A 21,708-nucleotide genomic window follows, 5' to 3' on the forward strand; every position below is an offset into this window, starting at 1 on the left:
TCACACCTGCGGCACTGCACCGTAGGCGCCCGCCATGTACTTGGCATAGAAGTTGTCGTCATTGCGCAGACCGATGACGCTGTCGAGGCGCCACGCAGTGCTTTCGCCATCGGCGTCTTTCTCGACCAGCATCACCTGCGACTTGTGCAGCAGGTTCAGAACCTCGGCGGCGTGGCAGGTGAAAAGGATCTGGGCATGGTGCGGGTTGGTGCGTGGGCTGGCGAACAGGTTCAGGATCGGCTCCAGCATGTGCGGGTGCAGGTCGTTTTCGAATTCGTCGATCACGACCAGACCACCGCTGGTCAACGCAGGCAGCAACCGTGACAGCAGGACGAAGGCACTGCGGGTGCCGCTGGATTCCTCCCAGAACGGCAGGGCGTTGGTGGAGCCGTTGCGCCAGCGGTGAATGCCGTGGGGGATCCATACCTTCACGGTACCTTCCCGGCCTGATGGGCGGATGTCCTGTTCGCGCAGTTCGATGTCTTCCAGGCCCAGATCCCAGCCTCTCAGGAGTCGGACCATCTGCTGCCGCAAGGCCGGCTGTGCTGCAAAGAACTCCGATGCGCTGAGCAGATCGCTGTCGTGGTAGGGCACCCGACCTTCGATGTCCACGTTCGTGCCTACCACCTGGTTCGTCCAGCGTTTCACTTCCTCGACACCGTATTGGGCGGCGGTGGACAACAGCGACGCGTTCGGACGCACCTTGCGGGCTTCGCTGGGTTTCAGACCGAAGTTCTGCTGCCGGATCGTATAAGCCTGCTGCTCGTCATTCCAGTCGCGCGTGAAGACGTAGCCGAACCGCTCGCGTTTTTCGTGCAGCGACTCGTGTAGCACCCGCTCGGCCGTGAGGGTCAACTGGTAGCGCCAGATGCCCTGTGCGTCCTCCCCCTCCAGTTCAAAGCGGATCGGCTGGTCGGGTGTCGCCAGGTGAGGCATGACCGGAATGAGGGCACCCGGCTCCATCTGAAACGACCGGCTCATGAACCAGTTCAGGAAGACCAGCGGCTTGAGCAGGGCGGTCTTGCCAGAACCATTCGGGCCGACGACACCCATGACAGTGCTGATGCGCTGGCTTGAGGCAGGGGTGTGTTCCCAGGTCAGCGGCTGCACCTTCTGGTTCAGCAGCATCGACACCTCCGTGGTGTCAGAGAAGCTCTGGAAGTTGGTGAACGAGTAGCGGCGCAGCATGATCGGATGGTGGTCAGGCAAAGAACAGGATAGTTATTGAATCATGTATCAGACAAATTTTTGTTGAAAGTGTCTTTTGATGGCCTGTTTTCGACCTGTTGAACGCCTTTGACACGTCCCGCGTATCCTAGATGCCGACATTCATCCCCCTGGAGACTGGACATGAGCGAGACACTGATTCCAACCTCGACCCCCCGCATCGCGCTGGTCACCGGCGCCGGCAGCGGCATCGGCCGCGCCACCACGCTGACCTTGCTGCGCGCCGGCTGGACCGTCGTGCTGTCCGGCCGCCGCATCGAGCGCCTGCACGGCGTGATCGCCGAGGCGCAGGCCGCGCAGCCGGACGACGACCTGGCCGCGCGCACGCTGGCGGTGGCCGCCGACGTGACGGATGAGGCCTCGGTGGTCGCGCTGTTCGATGCGGTCCGCGCCCGCTTCGGGCGGCTGGACGTGCTGTTCAACAACGCCGGCCTGTTCACGCCGGCCGCGCCGGTCGAGGAGGTGTCGCTGGAGAACTGGAAACTGTCGGTGGACACCAACCTGACCGGCGTGTTCCTCTGTACCCGCGAGGCCTTCCGGCTGATGAAGGCGCAGTCGCCGCAGGGCGGGCGGATCATCAACAACGGCTCGATCTCGGCCCATGTCCCGCGTCCCTGGGCGATCGGCTACACGGCCACCAAGCACGCGATCACCGGGCTGACCAAGGCGGCCTCGCTCGACGGCCGGCGCTGGAACATCGCCGTCGGGCAGATCGACATCGGCAATGCCGCCTCCGACATGACCGTCAAGATGCGCGCCGGCACGCTGCAGGCCGATGGTGAGCTGCGCACCGAGCCAGTGATGGATGTGCAGCACGCTGCGGACGCGGTGCTGCACATGGCCAGTCTGCCGCTGTCGGCCAATGTGCTGTGCATGACGGTGATGGCGACGACGATGCCCTACGTCGGCCGCGGCTGACCCCGCCGGTGGGACGCGCTCAGGGCGTCGGGCAGCCGCCGGACTGCTCGTGGCGCAGATAAAGATCGGTGTCGGGCAACTGCTCGCGCAGGACGTCGAAGGCGAGTTCCGCCAGCACCTGCGCACTGCCGCAGTGCCCGCCGCCGAGGTGCATGGTCAGCACCGCCTCGTCCGGCGTGATCTCCAGCGAGCGCACACGGCCGCTGCTGACGATGTCCTGGCCGCCCTGGGCCTCGCGCACACGCCGCAGTGCTTGCACCACCGGCTCCAGCAGGACCGGGTCACCCGTCCAGATGGGGTCGGCAGGGGGATTCTTCGTGGAGCCTGTCGGGGCTACGTGCATCCAGATGGGGCGGCGAACTAAGGGCATACCCTGATGATGCACCGCCTTCGAGCCTGTCGGGATTGATGTTGGTCAATCTGTTTCCGCCCATCCCAGCCTTCGCCGCAACGCCACGCTGGCGCGGCGCGGTGACCATTCGACGGCATGGTCGTGGCTCAGGTAGATGTCCGTGTCCGGCAATGCGGACTGGATGGCGCGGAAGGCGGCGTCGGCGGTCAGGTCGCTGAGCGGGCAGCTCATGCCCAGGCTGACGAAGCGCAGCCAGGCTTCGCCCTCGGTCAGGCGCAGGGACTCGATCAGGCCCAGTTCGAGGATGCTGGCGGGCACGGTCGGGTCGCATACCTGGCGCAGCGCGTCGAGGCTGCGCAGCAGGGCGTCGACCGGGCCTTCCAGGGTCAGTTCGGGCACAGGGGCGTGGGACAGCGGCGGTGCGGCGGGGATCATGGGGCAGTCCTCCACAGCGGGTTCAGGCGATGCGGGTTGCGGGCTTTGCGACTATCGACAGTGCAAGGCTCGGCGGTCTTGCGCCGCATCAAGCGGACTGCGCGGGGGCCTGCGCCGTCCGTGCAGTCAGTGCAATCTGACCGGATGTGCCTGTCGTGCCAGCTGCACCTGCTGCGCCTGCTGTTGCAAGGCGTCGAAGGTGAGCGGCTCGGGCTGGTGGAAATGGTAACCCTGGCCCCACTGCACGCCCAACTCCGCCAGCAGCTGCGCCACCGATTCGGTCTCGACGAACTCCGCCACCACCGGCTTGCCCAGCAGCCGCGCCATGTCCACCATCGAGCGCACCATCGCCTGGTGGGTCGGTTCGGTCTGCATGTCGCGCACGAACAGGCCGTCGATCTTCAGCGTGTCGAAGGGCAGCTCGCGCAGGTAGGCGAACGACGCATAGCCCGAGCCGAAGTCGTCGAGCGAGAAGCGGCAGCCCGCGTCGTGCAGCGTCTGCATGAACTCGCGCGCCTGGGCGAGGTTGCCGATGGCCTGCGTCTCGGTGATCTCGAAGCACAGCAGGTCCGGGCGCACGCCGTGCTGCGCGATCGTGGCCAGCACCTGCTGTGCCAGCCCCGGCTCGCGCAGCGACACCGCCGACAGGTTCAGCGTCACCTGGCCGAGCTGGTGCTGCAGTTCGGGGTGGCGGCCGATCAGCGACAGCACCTCGCCGAGCATCCAGCGGTCGATGTCGCCGATCAGGTGGAAACGTTCGGCCAGCGCGATGAACTGCCCCGGCGCGATCAGCTCGCCCCGCACCGGATCCCACAGCCGCACCAGCACCTCCACCCGCAGCGGCCCGCCTTCGCCCAGCGGCTGCAGCCGCTGGAAGAAGATCCGGAAGCGGCCGTGGCGCAGTGCGTCCATCAGCACCAGCGCCCAGTTGGTGGTCTCGCGCTGCGAGGTCTCGCCGACGCGGGCGGCGGCATAGGGTCGCACCTGGCCGCGGCCGTCGCGCTTGGCCAGGAACACCGTCTCGTCGGCCATCTGCATGAGCTGGTCGAAGGACACCAGTTCGCGGTCGATCGGCACGATGGCGATGGTGGCGGACAGCGTGAAGCGGCGCTCCTGCCAGGCGAAAGACCAGTCCTGCAGCGCCGCCAGCACCTGACGCGCCAGCCCTGTGCCCAGGTCGGCCTCTTCGCTGACGACGGCGAACTGGTCGCCGCCGAGCCGCGCCAGGAAGTCCCCCCGGCGCAGCTGCCCGCCCAGCAGATCGGCGAACTGGCGCAGCAGTTCGTCGCCGGCGATGCAGCCGCAACTCTCGTTGACGAGGCGGAACTGGTCGATGTCGATCAGCAGCATCACCGCCGGGCCGCCCGGCGTGGCCTGCCGTTGCAGGCGGGCCAGCAGCTGCGTGACATGGGCGTCGAGCGCACCGCGGTTGTGCAGCCGGGTGACGAAGTCGTGGCTGGCGAGGTAGCCGAGGCGGTCCTGCATGTAGCGGCGCTCGTTGATCTCGTGGCGCAGCTGCTGGTTGACCAGCGTGAGGTCGGCGGTGCGCTCGCGGACCTTGTCTTCGAGGGCGCGGTTCAGCTCGCGCAATTCGCGCAGCAGGTGGCGCCGCTCCAGCTGGTGCGACACCCGGGCGCGCACCTCGTCGGGCTGGATGGGCTTGGTGATGTAGTCCGCGCCGCCGACGGCGAAGCCGTGCGCCACATCGTCCACCCGCGCGGTGCAGAAGATGACGGGGATTTCCGCCGTGCGCGGATCGGCCTTGAGCCGGGTGCAGACCTCGAAGCCGTCCAGGCCCGGCATCATCACGTCGAGCAGGACCAGGTCGGGCTGCAGCCGCTGCGCCAGGTCGAGTGCGCGGGTGCCGTTGGTGGCGATGAGCAGATCGGCGTCGATCTCGATCAGGGTGGCTTGCAGGACATCGATGTTCTGTGGCGTGTCGTCGACGATGAGGATCCGGGGAGTCGGCTGGCTCATGGTGGCAGGGTCTCGGGCTGGAGCGGGTGTAGCGCCTCGCGCCCGGCCAGCAAGGCACGGGCGTACTGCGAGAGACGGTCGAAGTCGTAATCGCTGGCGGCGGCCTGCAGGTTGGCGATGGCGTCGGCGGGCAAGGTGTCGGTGGGGTCGGGCGACTCGGCCTGCGCGGCGAGCTGCGCCAGCGCGTGGCGCACCGGCTTGAGCGCGCCCAGATCGGCGGCCTCGGCCAGCGCCGTCAGCAGCGCGCTGCCGAGGGGGCCGAGGCGGGGCGGGCCGGCGGCGGGCGCTGCGGTGGGGGGGACGGCGGGCGGCGCCGTGGCCTTGTCCGCCACGAATTGCGCGCCAGCGTGCAGCGCCAGCATCCGGTGGATCTCCTCGAAGCCGTAGGGTTTGCCGACGAAGTCGCTGAAGCCCAGGCCGATGTAGTGCCGCCGCTCGTGTTCCAGGCTGGAGGCCGACACGGCCACCACGGGCGGGGTCCGCTCGCCCAGCTGTTCGCGCAGACGCTGCAGCATCTGCATGCCGTCCAGCACGGGCATGCGGATGTCGGTGAAGACGATGTCGTGGCCGCCCTGGCTGGCGGCGCGCAGGCCGGCCAGCCCGTCCGCCGCCGCCTCCACCGCGCAGCCGACCCGGCGCAGCAAGGACACCAGGATGTCCCGGCTGTGCGCGTCGTCCTCGACCACCAGCGCCCGCAGCGGGCTGTCCAGCGCGAGGCGCTGCGGGCCGGTGTGGCGCGGCAGGGCGGCGCTGCCCTCGGCGCTGCGCGGCAGTGGCAATGTCAGGCGGGCCGTGGTGCCCAGGCCGGGGGTGCTGTCGAGCACCAGATCCCCGCCCATCGAGCGCGCCATGTGCCGTGCCAGCACCAGCCCGAGCCCGGTGCCGCCCTTGTCCTGCCCGGCCTGCCCCTGGCGGAACGGCGCAAAGAGCTGCCCGAGTTCCTCGGCCGCCATGCCCGGCCCGCTGTCGCGGACCGTCAGGTGCACCGTGTCGCCCTCGCGCGCCGCCGCCAGCGTGACCTCGCCACGGTCGGTGAACTTGATGGCGTTGCTGAGCAGGTTGAGCACGATCTGCCCGACCTTGGTCCGGTCGGCATGCACCGGCTCGGCCGCCTCCAGCACCAGCGTGGCCGTGAACGCCAGCCCGCGCGCCTGCGCCCGGGGGGCCATCAGCTGCACGATCTCGTCGAGTTCCTGGCGCAGGTCGAAGTGCTGGCGGTGCAGCTGCAGCCCGCCGGCCTCGATCTTGGACAGGTCCAGCACATCGTTGATGAGCCGCAGCAGCCGCTGACCGGCCTGCAGCACGGTGCGCAGCCGGCTGCGGGTGCTGTCGTCGTGCTGCGGTTCGTCGAGCAGGATCTGGGCATAGCCGATCACCGCGTTCAGCGGCGTGCGGATCTCGTGGCTCATGTTGGCCAGGAACATCGTCTTGGCCTGGTTGGCCTGGTGTGCCTGTTCGCTGGCGTGGCGCAGGTCGACCTCCAGCCGGCGCCGCTCCTCGACCTCGGCGCTGAGCTGCGTGTTGCTCTGCGCGAGTTCCTGGGTGCGGTGCGCGACCTGGTCCTCCAGACCGTCCAGCACCTGCTGCATCGCCCGGTCATGGCGCTGGCGCACCAGGACGATGCCGGTCAGCAGCGCGGTGAACGCCAGCCCGGTGGCGAGGATGCCCACCTGCAGCCGGCTGGGCCACGGGGTGTGGTCCAGCCAGCCGGGGCGCATCAGCAGCGTCCAGCGCCGGTCGGCGAACTGCACTTCGGCCTGGGCGTGCAGGTCGGAGGTGAACAGCGTCTCCACCTGGGGTGCTGCGTGCGGCAGCCAGGGCTCCACCGGGCGCGGATGGCGCGTCAGGTCGTGGTGCGAATACACCCCCGCGCTGTCGGCCTGCGTGGCCTCGTGCAGCAGCAGGTCGAGCCGACCGCCGGCCAGCTGCGCCTGCGTGCGCTCCACCATGCGGCCCAGGTCGATCACGGCCGACACCAGCCCGTGCACGCGGGACGCATCATGGCGGCCGTCCACGTCCATGCTGCCGGTCAGCACCGGGGCGTACAGCGTCACCGCGCTCACGTCCGAGGCGGCGCGGGCCAGCGACACATACGGCGCCGTGGCCCGCACGCCGCCAAACGCCACCGCCTCGCGGACCGCGATGTGCCGCTCCGGGTCACCCGTCTCGTCCACGCACAGCAGCGCCTCGTTGCCATCCGATGGCGTGGCCCAGCGCAGCGGGTAATACAGCGGCCGCTGGCGGGCCCGCACCAGGGCGCCCTCGGCGTTCATCTCGCGGATGTACTGACCGTCCTGCCCGAAGGGGCTGTCCTCGAACACGCTGCGGTTCTCGTCCGCCACGCGCTCCAGCCAGCCGAAATGCAGCACCCACGGGCTGCGCGCGGCCATCGGCCGGGCGACGGTGTCGAACTCCTCCTGCACGATCTGGCGCCGGTAGTGGAAGTCGCGCAGCCGCTCGACATCGCTCACCGCCATGTCGATGTGGTTCTGCAGCGCCATGGCCAGCGCACGCGCCTCGCCCTGGAAGGCCTCGGTGCGCGTCTGCACGCCCAGGCTGCCCGCCAGCGACACCGCCAGCAGCGTCAGCCCCAGCCCCAGGCACTGCACCGGGAACGTCAGCATCGCCAGCAGCGTCCGGCCCGACATCCGCTCGCCGGGCTGGGGCGCGATCAGCATCAGCGGCGTCACCAGCAGCAGCCCGACCAGCTGCGCCAGCCCCATGTCCAGCCAGAGCCGCAGCAGCCCGGTGGTGTGGCCGTCCGGTGTGCCGACGAGGCCGAGCAGGCCCCACGCTCCCACCAGCAAGGCGCTGCCCACCGTGCTCGCCAGCGCCGCCACGGCGGCAAAACGCAGCGGCTGCCAGCCCGGATGCTGGCGCACCTGGCGGCGCAGGCCGCGCAGCAGCTGTCCGCTGGCCATCGTCTGCAAGGCGACCACCGCCGCCAGCGTCACGGCCCCCAGCGCCAGGGTGACCGGCGCTCCGCCCTCGCCGCCGGGTAGCCGCGCCAGCCACACCGCGTGGCCGACCAGCCAGCCAGACGCCAGCGCCGGCCAGGCCCGCTGCCGCCAGCGCAGCAGCAAGCCCAGCGACAGCCCCGCCACCGGCCACAGCCCCGCCGAGGCCGCACCCGGCATCGGCCCGCCCACGCCCAGCCCGACCAGCCACGCCAGCAGCACGGCACACGCCGCCTGCAGCGCCCACGGCGGCGCCCGCCGGTGGGCCTGGTGAGGGGCGGTGGCGGCGGTGGCAGCAGCAGCGGTGGCAGTGGCGGAGTCGTGGACCATCCCGATCGCGCAATGCGCGAAACAACAGCAAAACAGCCGCAAAGGATACGGGCGGGTGCGGCGGTACCGTTGCGCCTGGCTTGCCCGGGCCGTCACGGACGGGAATTTTGTGTGGCTGCCGCTAAAGTGGCGCGGTGAATGCCTTGAGGAGAGCCGCATGTCCCGCCCAGTTTCGAGCCTGCCCGTCCAAGCGATCAGCCGCGAGGTGCTGCAGGAAAAATACGCCAAAGGCGCCGAGACGGGCGTGGACGATGTCCGCCTGCGCGTCGCCCGCGCGCTGGCCGAGGTCGAGCCCGACGCGCAGCGCGCCCACTGGACCGAGCGCTTCGCCTGGGCGCAGGCGCAGGGCTTCGTGCCCGCCGGCCGCATCGCCTCGGCCGCCGGCACCACGCTCAGTGCCACGCTCATCAACTGCTTCGTGCAGCCCGTGGGCGACTCGATCGCCGAGCCCGAGGACGGCTTTCCCGGCATCTACACCGCGCTGACCGAGGCGGCCGAGACGATGCGGCGCGGCGGCGGCGTCGGCTACGACTTCTCGCGCATCCGCCCGCAAGGCGCCTGGGTCGGCTCCACCGACAGCCACGCCAGCGGCCCGGTCAGCTACATGCGCGTCTTCGACCGCAGTTGCGAGACGGTCGAATCCGCCGGCAGCCGCCGCGGCGCGCAGATGGGCGTGCTGCGCTGCGACCACCCCGACATCGAAGCCTTCATCCACGCCAAGGACAGCGGCGACCTGCGCAACTTCAACATCTCGGTCGGCGTCACGAACGCGTTCATGCGCGCGGTCGAATCCGACGGCGAGATCGACCTCGTCCACCAGGCCATGCCCGGCCGCAAGCTCCAGGCCACCGGCGCCCACCAGCGCGCCGACGGCCTGTGGGTCTACCGCCGCGTGCGCGCCCGCGATCTGTGGGACCAGATCATGCGGTCCACCTACGACCACGCCGAGCCGGGGATTCTGTTCATCGACCGTATCAATATTGACAACAATCTTGGGTATTGCGAGACGATTACCGCTACGAACCCGTGCGTGACCGGCGACACCCGGCTGGCGACACAGTTCGGGCTGATCCCGATCCGGCAGTTGCATGAATCCGGGCTGCCGCTGGAGGTAACGGTGGACAACCGGGCGCTCGGCCACGCGGAGCGTGGCACGCAAGTGCGGCCGGCGGTCCCGGCGTTCATGACGGCGCGGCAGGCCGAAGTGTTCAAGGTGGTCACGCAGGACGGCCATGAAATCAAGGCGACCGCGTGGCACGACTTCTACACCACCCGCGGCAAGCTGAAACTGTCTGAGCTGGTGCCCGGCGATGAATTGCTGGTGCAGTCGGGCAGGGGGCAGTTCGGGTTTGAAGGCGGGGCGGAGCTGGGCGCGCGGATGTTGACAGTGACCCGCGAAGCGCTGGCGGTCGGGCAAGCGGACATTCGAATCCCGGATGCCGTCTGGTGGGGATCTGAAGCGTGCGTGCGGACGTATCTGGACGGTTTGCATGCCACCTTGCGCACCCGTCATCCCCGCGAAAGCGGGGATCCACGGGAATCACCGACGCAGCTTGGTGTGGGTTCCCGCTTTCGCGGGAATGACGAGGCGGGCGGGGAAACAGAGGCAGGCGGAAATACCGCGGTCAGCGAGAAAGGCGAGCCGGGGTGGCGTGACTCGGCGTGGGTTTCTGCACATCCGGGCTTGTTGCGGGATGTCCAGATGCTGCTGGCAAATTGGGGATTTGTGTCCACTTTGCGCGCATTGGGCGATGCGGACCAGCCCGACCTGCACGCGCTCGCCATTGTCGATCGCCCGGCTTTCACCACCCGCATCGCCGAAATCCTCCCCGCCGGCATCGAGCCGGTTTACGACACGACCCAGGCCGATCACAACACGGTGATCTTCAACGGGCTGGTGACTGGGCAGTGCGGCGAACAGCCCTTGCCGTCCTACGGCTGCTGCTGCCTCGGCTCGGTCAACCTGACGAACTTTGTCCGCCGCCCGTTTGCCGAGGACGCGGAGTTTGACGAGGCGGGGTTTGCCGAGGTGTGCGCGGTGGCGGTGCGGATGCTGGACAACGTGCTGGACACCACCGTGTGGCCGTTGCCGGCGCAGCAGCGCGAGGCGATGAACAAGCGCCGCATCGGGCTGGGGTTCACCGGGCTGGGGGATGCGCTGATCATGCTGGGGCTGCGGTATGACACCGAGGCGGCGCGGGTCGCGGCGCGGCGGATCTCGGAGGTGATGCGGGACGCGGCGTATGGCGCGTCGGTGGAGCTGGCGAAAGAGCGCGGCGCGTTTCCGCTGTTTGACGCGGACCGGTATCTGGGCGGCGACAATTTTGCGTCGCGGCTGCCGGATGAATTGAAGGACCGCATCTACGCCTACGGTCTGCGCAATTCGCACCTGCTGTCGATCGCCCCGACCGGCACCATCAGCCTGGCCTTTGCCGACAACGCCAGCAATGGCATCGAGCCGCCGTTCAGTTGGACCTACACCCGCCGTAAGCGCGAGGCCGATGGCTCGTTCAAGGAATATGCGGTCGAGGACCATGCGTGGCGCCTGTACCGCCACCTGAGGGGGCCGGACGCGCCGCTGACGGCGGCGTTTGTCACCGCGCTGGACATGAGCGCCGAGGCGCACGAGGCGATGGTGGCGGCGGTGGCGCCTTATGTGGATACCTCGATCAGCAAGACGGTGAACGTGCCGGCGGATTATCCGTACGAGGATTTTCAGGGGCTGTATTTCACCGCGTGGAAATCCGGGCTGAAGGGGCTGGCGACGTACCGGCCGAACAGCGTGCTCGGGTCGGTGCTGAGCGTGGAGCCGGCGGCGGCTGCGGCCACGCCGGCGGCGCCGCAACCCCAGCCGCTGACGGTTGCGCCGCAGCCGTCGATGTCGGTGGACGAGGACGGTGCGAACCGCCGCCTGCGCGTGGAGCGGCTGCCGCAGCCGGTGCTGGCGAGTCTGCGCTGGCCGGGGCGGCCGGAATTGCCGTCGGGCAATCCGGCGTGGAGTTACCTGATCCAGCACCCGCACGGGGATTTCTCGCTCTTCGTCGGGGAATTGCCGGCCGAGGCGGGGCCGGACGCGGGGCTGTTTGGCCAGACGCTGCCGTTCGAGGTCTGGGTGAACGGGGCGGAGCAGCCACGGGGATTGGCGGCGCTGGCCAAGACCTTGTCGATGGACATGCGGGCGAATGACCCGAGCTGGCTGCGGCTGAAACTCGATGCGCTGGCGACAGTGGCGGAGGAGCGGGCGTTTGACATGCCGTTCCCGCCGACCGGGGAAAAGCGGCTGTTCCCGGGCGTGGTGGCGGCGACGGCGGCGGTGATTCGCTGGCGCTGCGAGCAGTTGGGCGCCCTGCAGGAGGGCGGGGCGACGCCGGTGCTGGACGCGATGTTCAGCCGCCAGGAGCCGCGCACCGGGGTGGATGGCACGCTGGCGTGGGCGGTCGATATTGAGAATCCCGGCACGGGCGAGCAATTCACGCTGACGCTGAAGGAAGTCACCCTGCCGACGCCGGAGGGCGGGCATGTGACCCGGCCGTGCGCGATCGGGTTTGCCGGCAATTACCCGCGGGCGTTGGACGGGCTGGCGCGGCTGCTGTCGCTGGACATGCGGGTGATCGACCCGGCGTGGATCGGCATGAAACTGCGCAAGTTATTGAACGTCGGCGAGCCGCTCGGGCATTTCATGGCGCCGGTGCCGGGATTGCCGGCGGGGCAACGGCGGCAGAAAGTCTGGCCGAGCACGGTGGCGTATGTGGCGCGGCTGGTGATTCACCGCTACGCGATGCTCGGCGTGCTGGACGAGGAGGGGTATCCCGTCAGCGAAATGGGCGTGCTCGCCACGCCGACGGCGGCGGCGTCCGCCGTGGCCGCGGCTGCGGCGTCCACGGCGGCCCGCGCCACGATGCCCGGCAAGCAGTGTCCCGAATGCGGGAACGCGACGATGATTCACAAGGACGGGTGCGAGTTCTGCACGTCTTGTGGGTATGTGGGGGCTTGCGGGTAATCTCTGGTACTTGGGGAATATTCACCTGGGCGGCGTGGAGGAATTCACGCCGCTTTTTCATTTTTGGGTGGGTGGTGTGACGTTGTGCGGGGTTGTTGGGTGTGGCGGGTAGACTGGGTGTGTGCTGGGTTTCACGGATTTTTAGGGGGGTAGTTATGCGTCAAGGCAAGAAAAAATCTCAATGCCGACAAGGACTTGCGGGCTGTCTTTGTCATGAGTTAGACGTCAAGAGCCAAGTTAGACAGCAGGGCCGTGAGGTCTAAATTACGTTAGGCAATCCAATCTCCAGCCGTCATGTCTTCAATCATTTCTATCGACCTGCTCTCTGATTCGCTGCTTAACGCGGTAGTTGCGGTAGCGGTTGCCTTTTTTGCGTTAATAGGACTTACGCAAGTTGAACTCAGTTAGCACAGAGCTTGGACTTTTGTAGCCATCTCAAATGTACGCCATCGGCACTGACGGTCGAGCTATTTCCTGCCGCATGTAATTCGACATCATCGCCTTCTTGATGCTGTAGATATTCGTCCTCATGTCTCTGGCCAGCGCGGACAGATGGTTCCACGCCAAGATGACACAGGCAATGTGATTCCTCTGCGCCCTGGCAGATCGACACTGGCATTTCTCCATGCCCAGCACCTGCTTGACCTCCCGGTGATACTGCTCGATCTTCCACCTGATCGCGCAGATCTCTCGCGTGTCGTCCACCGAAGTCTGTTCCAGATCATTGGTCACCACCCATTCCGTGCGACCGTTTCCCGTCGCCACCCGAAACAGCTTGACCTTGAGGCTGCCTGGAAACTTGTTCACCTTGACGAGCTTGCCGTGCGCGGCGCCTTGGTCGCTCCACTGCAACTCACTGACGGCCTGATAGGGCGCCTGCGCCTGACTGTCATCGACCAGGCGATTGCTCTTGAGCGGGCAGTAGAAGATCTTGCCCGCACGATGGATGTGCACCATCAGCTCCTTGGTGGCGTACCAGGAGTCCATCAGCACCACGCGGAATGGCAGCTTCTTGCCCGTCATGGCCTCGTCGAACATCTCCTGGACGTGCTGGAGCTTGGTCTTGTGGTCCACCTGCGGGGCGAACACTCGCCAGTCGATGATCCAGTAGCGACCGCTGCGGGGGTTGACGTCATCCCATTACACACAAGCCCCCATCTCCTTAGCGAAGCGCACGCCCCGCACGAAGGTGTTGACCTCGTGCATGCCCAGCCAGAGGGTCTTCGCACCGGGTTCACCGTCATGCTTGCGCCCCAGGAAGCCGCCGAGCTGAGCGATCAGGCGCACCACGGTGTTGAGCTTCGGGCGCTCCTTCGGGGGCTTCTTGCGGTTGAGGATGAACGCCGCCTGCCACTCGATGTCCTCGAAGAACAGCTCGGCCGGCAACTCGGGCAACTGCCGGCCCAGCCGCATCAGCCGGTTGATGCGCCAGGCGATGATCAGGTACATCGCCAGGGCCGTCTCCAGCCGATCGATGTGACCGAGCTGCAGCCGCTCGACCCGGCAGCCCTCCTTGAGCACCAGGAACAGCAGCTCGATCTCCCAGCGGGCTCGGTACCACTCCACCATCTCGGCCGCCTGCTCCAGCGTCTGGACCGCTCGGTTGCTCAGCAGCCGCCAGATCACCGGCTTGGCCCCGACCGGCACATTCACCTCGCTGGCGATCACGCACGTCATCTCGATGGCTGGCCGCCCCGGCTCACCGGCCTTGTCCGGCCCCGCCGCCTTGAGCACCACGCGCTGCGCCCGCAGCTCCTGCTGCACCACTCGCGCCTTGCGCCCTCGCCCGGCCGGCATCTCGAACACCACCGTGCCCAGCGACTCGCTTGCCATCACCTTGGACCACAGCTTGCCCGCCTGCTTGCCCGGCAGCACCCGGTCATGCTGCGCCCTCACCAGCACGTCCACCGCCCAGCCGCTGCACTGTCCACGCTCGAACAGCGCCATCGTGTCCGACTCCCGGTCCCCCACGCACACCAGCCTCGTCTCGGGCAGCCCCTCTGCCAGCCCCACCAGGTGCGCGTAGCTCTCCACCCAGCGCACTCCCTCGTCGATCTGCCCGTCCTGCCCCTTGGGCTGCCGGGCCCAGTTCCACGCATTCACCAGCCCCAGCGGCTCTCGATGCGGCGTCACCGCGTATGTCGGATGCACGTACAGCCCCCGCCGCGCCTCGTAGTTCAGCCGCCCCAGCCCCTGCGCGCTCTGCCCGTCAAACTCCAGCTCCGTCGTGTCCTGCAAGCACAGCACCACCGCCTGCGCCTGCATGCGCCGAACGCTGGCCTGCGCGTGCGCCTGCAGCACCGCTTCCCCGCTCGTGTCCTCGTGCCCCAGGAACCGGTACGCCGCCTGCGTCTGGCCCCAGTCCCCGCACGCCTTCGGAATGCTCGCCCCAGGGCTCTGCGCCAACTGCTCCGCCAGCAGCACCGCTCGCTTGTCCAGCCTCGCGTCGCCCAGCGACAGCGTCCTCAGTTCTTCTTGCGCCCACTTCGTCATCCCGACAGTTTCCCTCACGTCTCCCCGTCACCTCACCGGACAGACTTGTGTGTAATGGGATGGGTTGACGTACAAGCAGTTGACCACACCGATGCCCTTGATCAGGCCATGGGCATTGCCGCTGTACTGCCGCCGCACCAGCTCGATCGCATGGGAGTGGTTCTTGTCCGAGACGCTGTCGTCGAACAGCAAGAAAGCGTTCGGATCAGGTTCGATGGATTTCTCCACCTGCTCCCAGACGATGGCAGGCGTTATGTTTTCGTCTTGCAGGTAACGGTTGATGGCGTCATGCGAGAAATGCGGGTGATGGTCGGCGAAGTAGGTTTGGGTATAGTTGGTCTGGGTGGAGATCAGAAACTGACAGTAGTCGCGTCTTGTCGGCTTCATCATGGCTCCTGTTGAGTTGAGGCAAGCCAATTGTAGGCATATTTAATGAATCCGAACAGCCAGTTGAAACAAGATATTTCAGTGCACATCGGGTGCCGGATCAATCCATGGATCAGAATATGGCACTCAAAACTCAGTTGAGTTTGAAAGTTTCTTTTGCGTAAGTCCTAGTTAAGCATCTTGAAATCCAACTGCCTACACATGCCCGCCTTCGTCACCACCTTCTTTCGCTGGCTCTTCTGCATCGACCCAATCGAAAGCGATGTTAAGGATCCGGTTCAAAAGCTGATGAATGGCATGCGCGTTACATCCAAGTGCCGCTATAACGCATCCGTGCGATTGAAGCGACAGAGTCAGTTTTCTTTTTTATCCACAACAGTATTATCGCTTGGACTAATATTAGTTCCACTTCTTCAGAACTCTGATATTCGGCTCGCCTTCCCTCCGAAGGTTCTTAATATGCTCCAGATCTTTCTCGCGGTCGCTGTGCTCGTTTACTCAGTCATTAACGCCACCGCAAGATACGAAACGCGCTCCGAGGCGCTCAACGAATGCGGCGACAAGATAAAAGACTTGATACGAAATCTGCGGCGTGAAGTAGCTGAGAGCGAATCCTCTGGTGTATCAGTTGATCTGGCAAAATACAATCAACGCTATGACGACGTGAGCATCGATGCAGAGAACCACACCAGAGTTGACTTTATGTTGGCTTCACTTGAAATGAAGTCGGACTACAGATACACCGGATTGCTCCGAGCATTCATGTACTTCAGAGCGGGCGTGCTCTATGCAGTTCCGTATGCAGTCCCAACGCTCTTGCTGGCGGGCGAAGTTGTATTCGTTACCGATATGCTCGGTGTGTCGAAGATATTTACGCCGTTTCTGCAGCCGGTCTCGCAAGATGCCTAACCTCTCGCTGAACCACCGGACCCGCTACGACGGGACGGCTTGGCCCGGCTTGGGGTACACGGTACATTTTCCCAATCCGGGCCAAGCCGTCCCGTCGCAGCGGTCCGGTGGCACGCTCTAAACTGAAGTGCAACACGGCAATGAAAACAACAGGTTGAGCCAATGGGACAAGAGTATTCAAGCCTGAGTCTGGAAGAGCGCACGCAGCTTGGGCTGCTGGTCACGCAGAAGCTGACGCAGCGACAGATCGCCGTGCAACTGGGGCGTTCGGCCTCGACGATCAGCCGGGAGCTGGCGCGAAATCGACACCCGAAGCGGGGCTACCTGGTGGCGACTGCGCAGCAACAGGCCGCCCGGCGCCGGGTGCAGGCCAAGGCCGGGGTGCGCAAGCTCGGCCAGCAGTTCGACACGCCGCTGGGCAAGTGGGTGCGCCACGAGCTTGAGCGGGCCTTGTCACCCGAACAGATCGCAGGCAGGCTCAAGCTGATGAACCCCGAAGACACGACGCAGCGCGTCTCGCACGAGACAATCTACCGTACGTATTCAGCCCCCCGGCATTGACAACATCGTCAAGCCGGTGAAGTCCGGGTAGCGCGCGGAGCGAGCGAGGCGGAGAGTGCTGGGATGGACCAACCCGAAGCCCCTGGCCGTGAGGCCACCGCAGTGCCGAACAAGCCCGAGACGCTGGAGCAATGCCACGCGGTGATCGAGCAGATGGGGCAGGAGCTGGCGAAGCTGCGCGAGCAGGTCAGTGCGCTGCTGGACAAGAAGCTGAACTCACGCAACTCGTCGAAGCCGCCATCGTCGGACGGGCCGGGGGACAGCGGCAACCGGGCACAACGCCGGACCAGCGGCCGGGTGCGGGGCGCGCAGCCTGGGCACAAGGGCACGTACCGGGCGCTGCTGGCGGAGTCCGAGGTGGACGTGATCCACGACTGCCCGCCGCCTGCGGCATGCGAGTGTGGCGGTCCGGTGGCGGCGGGGCGGCCGATACGGCACCAGGTGTTCGACGTGCCGGCACAGGTGAAGGCCGAGGTGCAGGAGTACCGGCTGTACCACGGGGTGTGCGGGCACTGCCGCAAGACACACGCATCGGTGTTGCCGGCGGGGGTGCCGCGCGGACAGATCGGGCCGAGGGCGCTGGCCCTGGTGGGGCTGCTGGGCACGGCGTACCACCTGACGCAGCCCAAGATCCGGGATCTGCTGGCGCAGGTGCTGGGGGTGCGGTTCAGCGTGGGGGCGATCTCGCAGGCGCACGGGCTGGTGGCGCAGGCGTTGAAGGAGCCGGTGCAGGCGGCGGTGAAGACGCTGGCCGCAGCGCCGGTGGTGCATGTGGACGAGACCAGCTACGCGCGAGAAGGCGCGGGGCGGCACTGGGTGTGGACGGTGACGCAGCCCAAGCTGGTGGTGTACCAGCTCTGGTCTTCGCGGGCGCGCTACGTGGCCAAGGAGATGCTGGGCGAGAGCCCGAAGGCCAAGCTGGTCACGGACCGCTATGCGGTGTACGACTGGGTGGACGCCGCGCAGCGGCAGGTGTGCTGGGCGCACCTGCTGCGGGACTTCACGCGCATCAGTCAACGTGCGGGGCAGGCCGGACGGATCGGGCGCCGACTGCTGGGGCTGGGCTATGTGCTGTTCCGGCGCTGGCACCGCAAGGACCAGCAGGTCGCCGCGCAGATGGCGCAGGTGCAGCACCACGTGCGCCGGGCGCTGGAGCGCGGCATCGCCGGCGCCTGCCAGCGCACCGCACTGACCTGCGCCAACGTGCTCAAGCTCTGGCCGGCGCTGTGGACGTTCGTGAGCGACGCGGCCGTGCCGCCGACCAACAACGCCGCCGAGCAGGCGCTGCGCACCATCGTGCTCAAGCGCAAGATCTCGGGGCTGACGAGATCACGCCGGGGCGAGGAGTTCATCGCCCGGGGCTACACGGTGGTGGAGAGCTGCAAGCGCCAGGGCCGTGATGCGCTGGCGTATCTGCGTCAGGCGATGCAGGCGCACTTCACCGGTGGTCTGGCGCCCTCGCTGGTGCCCTCGGGCTGAGTGCGTGGCCGCAGGCTCGGTCCTGCGGTCCTTCAGGTCATCTTCGAACTCGCGCTGCGTCCTTCTCGACGCGGCGTGCCCAGGGCTTTGCGGGTGTCAATACCGGGGGGCTGAATACGTACCAATCTACCAGGCGATCTACATGGTGCCGCGTGGCGAGCTGCGCACCGAGTTGATCGGGGAGCTGCGGCGCAGCCACACCAAGCGCATGCCGCGTGCGCGGGGCACCAGCCGCAAGGGCGGCAACATCGCCAACCTCGTGCCGCTGAGCGAGCGCCCCGCAGAGGTGGACGCCCGGCTGGTGCCCGGCCACTGGGAGGGCGACTTCATCAAGGGGGCTCGCAACGCCAGCGCCATCGGCACCGCCGTGGAACGCCACAGCCGCTTCGTGCTGCTGACCCAGATGAATGGCTGCACCGCCACCCACGCCCTCGACGGCTTCACCCGGCGCTTCAACGGCGTCATCCCCGAGCTGCGCAGGAGCTTCACCTACGACCGCGGTTCGGAGATGGCCCGCCACCTGGAGCTGACCGAGGCCACCGGCATGCCGGTCTTCTTCTGCGAGCCCTACAGCCCCTGGCAGCGCGGCTCCAACGAGAACATGAATGGCCTGGTGCGCCAGTTCCTGCCCAAGGGCACTGACCTGTCCACCGTCACCCCGCAGAAGCTCGCCTACATCGAGTCCATGCTCAATGACCGCCCTCGCAAGATCCTCGGCTTCCGTACTCCTCGCGAGGTCTACACCGAACTCGTCCAGACAAAACTCGCCCAGCGGCAGGCGCTTGCCGCCAAAACTGTTGCACTTCAGACTTGACTCCGCCGGTTAGCTCGAATGTCAGGCATGAAATCCCCACTTGCCCATCCCCAATCCTTCGCAGTGAAATAACCCCCTCATCTCACCCGCGGAGACCCCCATGCCAACCCCCTACGACCCCGACAAACTCGCCGACGCCACCCTGGCCCTGCTCGGCGCCTTCGAGTTCGACAACGGCCGCGCGTGGAAGCGCCACGACTTCGACGTGATGGCCCGCCTCCACGCCGAGGGCTGGATCAGCGACCCTCGCAACCGATACGAATCGGTCCACCTGACCCCCGAAGGGCTGACGCGCGCCAAAGCCCTCGCCGACACCTGGTTCGGCGCCTCTCCCGCCGCCCACTGATCCCCATGCGCCTCGAAGGCACCCTCAAATCCTGGAACGACGACCGCGGCTTCGGCTTCATCGAACCCGCGCAGGGCGGCCAGGACATCTTCCTGCACATCTCCGCCTTCCCGCGCGGCGCCGGTCGCCCGGTGCTCGGGCAGCGGCTGACGTTCGAGGTCGGGCTGAATGCCGAGGGCAAGAAGCAGGCGCGGCGCGTTGACCTGCTCCCGCTGCCCACGCCCGCCCAGCGGCGCATGGCAGAGCGCAGCCAGCCGCAACGCGAGGCGCCGGTGCCGCTGACGCTGGCCAGCGGGGCGGTGTTGCCGGCGTTCGCCGTGCTGTGCGGGGTCATCGCGTTCCGCTGGGGCCTGCCGGGCTGGGTGCTGCTGATGTACGGGGTCGGCAGCGTGGTGTGTTTCCTGGCCTATGCGTTCGACAAGTCCGCCGCCGTCGCCGGCCGCCGCCGCACCCCGGAAAAGACGCTGCTCATGCTCGGCCTGCTCGGCGGCTGGCCCGGCGGCCTGCTCGCCCAGCACCTGCTGCGCCACAAGACCGCCAAGCCGTCGTTCCGCGCCGCGTTCTGGGGGACGGTGGTCGTCAATGTCGCGGGGTTGCTGGCGGTGACCACGCCGGTCGCGCAGGGGCTCCGGCGGATTTCAAGTGGGTGGGTCGATTTGTATTGACAAAGTAATTACAAAAACGGCAAGCTGTCAGCCATGGATGTTCGCTACGAGTTCAACGGCACCACGTTCATGTGGAACGCAGCCAAGGCGGTGACGAATGTGCGCAAGCACCACATCACGTTCGAGCAGGCGGCCCAGGTGTTCTTTGATCCGCTGTTCCAGTTGGTCGACGCGGGTCGAAATGACGAGGCGCGTGATGCCGTGCTGGGCTTCGATGAGGTGGGTCGTGTGCTGTTCGTGGTTCACATTGAGGTCGAAGGCGAGTACATCCGCATCATCTCCGCCCGCAAGGCCACTTCGCAGGAAAGGATCGACCATGATTTCTGACGCACTCAAGACCCGCCTCGCCAAGGACCGTCCGATGACCTCGATCACGCTGCGCATCCCCGTCGATGTGGTCGAGTCGCTCAAGGCGCTGGCACCGTTCCGGGGGTTTTCGGGCTACCAAGGACTGCTGAAGGCGTACATCAGCGACGGGTTGCGCCGGGACGAGGCCGAGTACCACGCGGGACGGACGGCCAAGCTGCTCGCGGAGTTGAAGGCGCGCGGTGTGCCCGACAGCGTGCTCGAAGAGGCCCAGCGCGCCGCCGCCTGAAAACGATCGGGCGGTCGTCGTGAACCGCCCGATCAGGCCTGTGGCGTGACAGCCGAACCTCAGACCGCCCGGCGACCCTTGCCCGCCCGCCGAGCGCGCACCACCAGCGGCACCCCGCCCAGCATCATCATCAGCCACGTCGAAGGCTCCGGCACCGCAGCGGCGATCCCGAAGTCGGCGTGGTACATGCCCAGGTTGCTGACCGCGACGGACTGCGTGCCGAGCTGCGTGCTGCCGTCCATCAGGCGCACGGTGTAGCTGCCAGTGCTCAGGCCGACCACGTTCACCGTGTAGCCGCCGTTGGCGTCGGTCTGCGTGGTGCCGACCACGGCGTTGCTGCCGTTGACGATCTCGACCGTCAGGCCCTGCATGCCTTCGCCGAAGGTGTAGCCGTCCGCCGCCGCGTCGGTCCAGGCATAGCCCCAGACGTATTCAGCCGCGCTGTTGAAGCGGTCACCGAAGTGCTGCACCTGCGTCACGTTGCCCGCGGTCCAGCCCGGGGTGATGCCGATGCCGATCTCGTTGAAGGTCGTGCTGAGCATGCTGTTGCGGTGGCCGGGCGGGTTCTGGATGCCGTTGCCGGTGAGGCCCCAGTCGATCGCGAAGCCGGCGTGCATGTAGGCGACGTTGTTGGTGAAGTTCGGCGCGATGTTCTCGCCCAGCGCGCCCCAGTTGACGTACCCGGCGTCCTCGAAGCGCTGGCTCAGCCCCGAGGTGTAGGGGGGCACGTTGTGCGGATTGGTGGTGGTGCCCGCGTCGAGCACGACCAGCTTGGCGTATTCGAGCGAGGACTGGCCGAGGTTGCCGTTCCAGGTGTAGGGGTGCAGCACGCCCGCGCCGGGCAACTGGTTCCACTGGTACAGCAGGTCGCCCGGGTTGACCTTGAAGAAATCGAGCGCGTTGGCCACCGCGTTGCCGCCGGTCAGGGTGTTCCAGTAGCCCGAGTTCCAGACCGTGCCATTGCCGGCATTGGCGCCGGACGAGGCCACCACTCCCCCCAGCGCCGACGCCGAGACGCCCAGCATGCGGCCGAGTTCGCCTTGCGGATCGGCGCGGAAGCGGTTGATCTGGTCGAGGCTGGCCTGTTCATCGGCCGTGGGCAGCAAGGAGCCCACCGAAATCGCCGCCTGTGCCATCGCCTGGGCGGGCAGGGCGCATGAAAACGCCACGAGCGCCGCCAGCAGGAGCGGGCGGGACTGCAGGGGCACGGCAGGGCGGGAGATCAGGAGGGGCATGGGGTCAACCGGCAAGCAGGGGGTGAGA

General features: G+C 67.0%; 17 protein-coding genes and 2 pseudogenes. 10 read left to right on the top strand and 9 right to left on the bottom strand.

Going from position 1 to position 21,708, the window contains the following annotated elements; genetic code table 11:
• Positions 1-1,110 carry an AAA family ATPase gene (locus tag U5O44_RS14240; protein WP_322589114.1) on the bottom strand — a complete coding sequence of 370 codons (1,110 nt, stop codon included), beginning with the start codon at positions 1,108-1,110 and terminating at the stop codon, positions 1-3.
• Between the two features lie 240 nt (positions 1,111-1,350).
• On the opposite strand from U5O44_RS14240, the gene U5O44_RS14245 reads away from it, so the two are divergent.
• The gene (locus U5O44_RS14245) at positions 1,351-2,145 is read left to right on the top strand and encodes an SDR family oxidoreductase (protein WP_322589115.1); all 795 of its coding nucleotides are present in this window, start codon (positions 1,351-1,353) and stop codon (positions 2,143-2,145) included.
• A gap of 19 nt (positions 2,146-2,164) precedes the next feature.
• Here the strand turns inward: U5O44_RS14245 and U5O44_RS14250 are convergent, their stop codons facing one another.
• From U5O44_RS14250 to U5O44_RS14265, 4 genes are all read right to left on the bottom strand, one after another.
• Positions 2,165-2,404, bottom strand: coding sequence for an iron-sulfur cluster assembly protein (locus U5O44_RS14250; RefSeq protein WP_322589116.1), 240 nt, complete (start codon positions 2,402-2,404; stop codon positions 2,165-2,167).
• A 156-nt stretch (positions 2,405-2,560) separates the two neighbouring features.
• A complete protein-coding gene (locus U5O44_RS14255; RefSeq protein WP_322589117.1) occupies positions 2,561-2,932 on the bottom strand; it encodes an iron-sulfur cluster assembly protein in 372 nt (123 codons plus the stop codon).
• A 126-nt stretch (positions 2,933-3,058) separates the two neighbouring features.
• Positions 3,059-4,909 (bottom strand): putative bifunctional diguanylate cyclase/phosphodiesterase, encoded by a 1,851-nt coding sequence (locus U5O44_RS14260; RefSeq protein ID WP_322589118.1) that lies wholly within the window; start codon positions 4,907-4,909, stop codon positions 3,059-3,061.
• On the bottom strand, positions 4,906-8,196 hold the full coding sequence (locus U5O44_RS14265) for an ATP-binding protein (protein WP_322589119.1): 3,291 nt from the start codon (positions 8,194-8,196) through the stop codon (positions 4,906-4,908). Before U5O44_RS14265 ends, U5O44_RS14260 begins: the two co-directional genes overlap by 4 nt.
• A gap of 157 nt (positions 8,197-8,353) precedes the next feature.
• On the opposite strand from U5O44_RS14265, the gene U5O44_RS14270 reads away from it, so the two are divergent.
• Positions 8,354-12,196: a ribonucleotide reductase N-terminal alpha domain-containing protein gene (locus U5O44_RS14270; RefSeq protein ID WP_322589120.1), complete on the top strand. Its 3,843-nt coding sequence runs from the start codon at positions 8,354-8,356 to the stop codon at positions 12,194-12,196.
• Positions 12,197-12,631: 435 nt separating this feature from the next.
• Here U5O44_RS14270 and U5O44_RS14275 read toward each other — a convergent pair.
• From U5O44_RS14275 to U5O44_RS14285, 3 genes and pseudogenes are all read right to left on the bottom strand, one after another.
• Positions 12,632-13,327, bottom strand: a pseudogene (locus U5O44_RS14275) (transposase); the annotation flags it as partial.
• 9 nt (positions 13,328-13,336) lie between these two features.
• Positions 13,337-14,707: an IS4 family transposase gene (locus tag U5O44_RS14280; protein WP_473964707.1), complete on the bottom strand. Its 1,371-nt coding sequence runs from the start codon at positions 14,705-14,707 to the stop codon at positions 13,337-13,339.
• A gap of 42 nt (positions 14,708-14,749) precedes the next feature.
• A pseudogene (locus U5O44_RS14285) lies at positions 14,750-15,076 on the bottom strand (IS701 family transposase); the annotation flags it as partial.
• Between the two features lie 201 nt (positions 15,077-15,277).
• On the opposite strand from U5O44_RS14285, the gene U5O44_RS14290 reads away from it, so the two are divergent.
• From U5O44_RS14290 to U5O44_RS14325, 8 genes are all read left to right on the top strand, one after another.
• A complete protein-coding gene (locus U5O44_RS14290) occupies positions 15,278-15,985 on the top strand; it encodes an SLATT domain-containing protein (protein WP_322589123.1) in 708 nt (235 codons plus the stop codon).
• A 162-nt stretch (positions 15,986-16,147) separates the two neighbouring features.
• On the top strand, positions 16,148-16,546 hold the full coding sequence (locus U5O44_RS14295) for a helix-turn-helix domain-containing protein (RefSeq protein WP_322589124.1): 399 nt from the start codon (positions 16,148-16,150) through the stop codon (positions 16,544-16,546).
• Positions 16,547-16,609: 63 nt separating this feature from the next.
• Positions 16,610-18,025 (top strand): IS66 family transposase, encoded by a 1,416-nt coding sequence (gene tnpC, locus U5O44_RS14300; RefSeq protein ID WP_322586439.1) that lies wholly within the window; start codon positions 16,610-16,612, stop codon positions 18,023-18,025.
• On the top strand, positions 17,946-18,839 hold the full coding sequence (locus tag U5O44_RS14305; RefSeq protein WP_322589125.1) for an IS30 family transposase: 894 nt from the start codon (positions 17,946-17,948) through the stop codon (positions 18,837-18,839). Before tnpC ends, U5O44_RS14305 begins: the two co-directional genes overlap by 80 nt.
• A 100-nt stretch (positions 18,840-18,939) precedes the next feature.
• Positions 18,940-19,185 carry a DUF6429 family protein gene (locus tag U5O44_RS14310; RefSeq protein ID WP_322589126.1) on the top strand — a complete coding sequence of 82 codons (246 nt, stop codon included), beginning with the start codon at positions 18,940-18,942 and terminating at the stop codon, positions 19,183-19,185.
• Positions 19,186-19,190: 5 nt separating this feature from the next.
• Positions 19,191-19,850, top strand: coding sequence for a DUF1294 domain-containing protein (locus tag U5O44_RS14315; RefSeq protein WP_322589127.1), 660 nt, complete (start codon positions 19,191-19,193; stop codon positions 19,848-19,850).
• Between the two features lie 33 nt (positions 19,851-19,883).
• A complete protein-coding gene (locus U5O44_RS14320) occupies positions 19,884-20,177 on the top strand; it encodes a BrnT family toxin (protein ID WP_322589128.1) in 294 nt (97 codons plus the stop codon).
• A complete protein-coding gene (locus U5O44_RS14325; RefSeq protein WP_322589129.1) occupies positions 20,167-20,445 on the top strand; it encodes a hypothetical protein in 279 nt (92 codons plus the stop codon). The genes U5O44_RS14320 and U5O44_RS14325 overlap by 11 nt, the downstream gene beginning before the upstream one ends.
• Before the next feature lie 59 nt (positions 20,446-20,504).
• On the opposite strand, the gene U5O44_RS14330 is transcribed toward U5O44_RS14325, so the two are convergent.
• Positions 20,505-21,680, bottom strand: a complete 1,176-nt coding sequence (locus tag U5O44_RS14330) for a CAP domain-containing protein (protein WP_322589130.1) — start codon at positions 21,678-21,680, stop codon at positions 20,505-20,507.
• Positions 21,681-21,708: the final 28 nt, after the last annotated feature.

It is taken from the genome of Sphaerotilus sp., from assembly GCF_034519685.1.
GTDB lineage: Bacteria > Pseudomonadota > Gammaproteobacteria > Burkholderiales > Burkholderiaceae_C > Sphaerotilus.

What these genes read in the sequence shown, in the direction of transcription:
- U5O44_RS14245 (WP_322589115.1), top strand. Translation starts at nt 1,351, where the DNA reads ATGAGCGAGACACTGATTCCAACCTCGACCCCCCGCATCGCGCTGGTC.
- U5O44_RS14255 (WP_322589117.1), bottom strand. Translation starts at nt 2,932, where the DNA reads ATGATCCCCGCCGCACCGCCGCTGTCCCACGCCCCTGTGCCCGAACTG.
- U5O44_RS14260 (WP_322589118.1), bottom strand. Translation starts at nt 4,909, where the DNA reads ATGAGCCAGCCGACTCCCCGGATCCTCATCGTCGACGACACGCCACAG.
- U5O44_RS14265 (WP_322589119.1), bottom strand. Translation starts at nt 8,196, where the DNA reads ATGGTCCACGACTCCGCCACTGCCACCGCTGCTGCTGCCACCGCCGCC.
- U5O44_RS14270 (WP_322589120.1), top strand. Translation starts at nt 8,354, where the DNA reads ATGTCCCGCCCAGTTTCGAGCCTGCCCGTCCAAGCGATCAGCCGCGAG.
- U5O44_RS14290 (WP_322589123.1), top strand. Translation starts at nt 15,278, where the DNA reads ATGCCCGCCTTCGTCACCACCTTCTTTCGCTGGCTCTTCTGCATCGAC.
- U5O44_RS14295 (WP_322589124.1), top strand. Translation starts at nt 16,148, where the DNA reads ATGGGACAAGAGTATTCAAGCCTGAGTCTGGAAGAGCGCACGCAGCTT.
- tnpC (WP_322586439.1), top strand. Translation starts at nt 16,610, where the DNA reads ATGGACCAACCCGAAGCCCCTGGCCGTGAGGCCACCGCAGTGCCGAAC.
- U5O44_RS14305 (WP_322589125.1), top strand. Translation starts at nt 17,946, where the DNA reads ATGCGCTGGCGTATCTGCGTCAGGCGATGCAGGCGCACTTCACCGGTG.
- U5O44_RS14310 (WP_322589126.1), top strand. Translation starts at nt 18,940, where the DNA reads ATGCCAACCCCCTACGACCCCGACAAACTCGCCGACGCCACCCTGGCC.
- U5O44_RS14315 (WP_322589127.1), top strand. Translation starts at nt 19,191, where the DNA reads ATGCGCCTCGAAGGCACCCTCAAATCCTGGAACGACGACCGCGGCTTC.
- U5O44_RS14320 (WP_322589128.1), top strand. Translation starts at nt 19,884, where the DNA reads ATGGATGTTCGCTACGAGTTCAACGGCACCACGTTCATGTGGAACGCA.
- U5O44_RS14325 (WP_322589129.1), top strand. Translation starts at nt 20,167, where the DNA reads ATGATTTCTGACGCACTCAAGACCCGCCTCGCCAAGGACCGTCCGATG.
- U5O44_RS14330 (WP_322589130.1), bottom strand. Translation starts at nt 21,680, where the DNA reads ATGCCCCTCCTGATCTCCCGCCCTGCCGTGCCCCTGCAGTCCCGCCCG.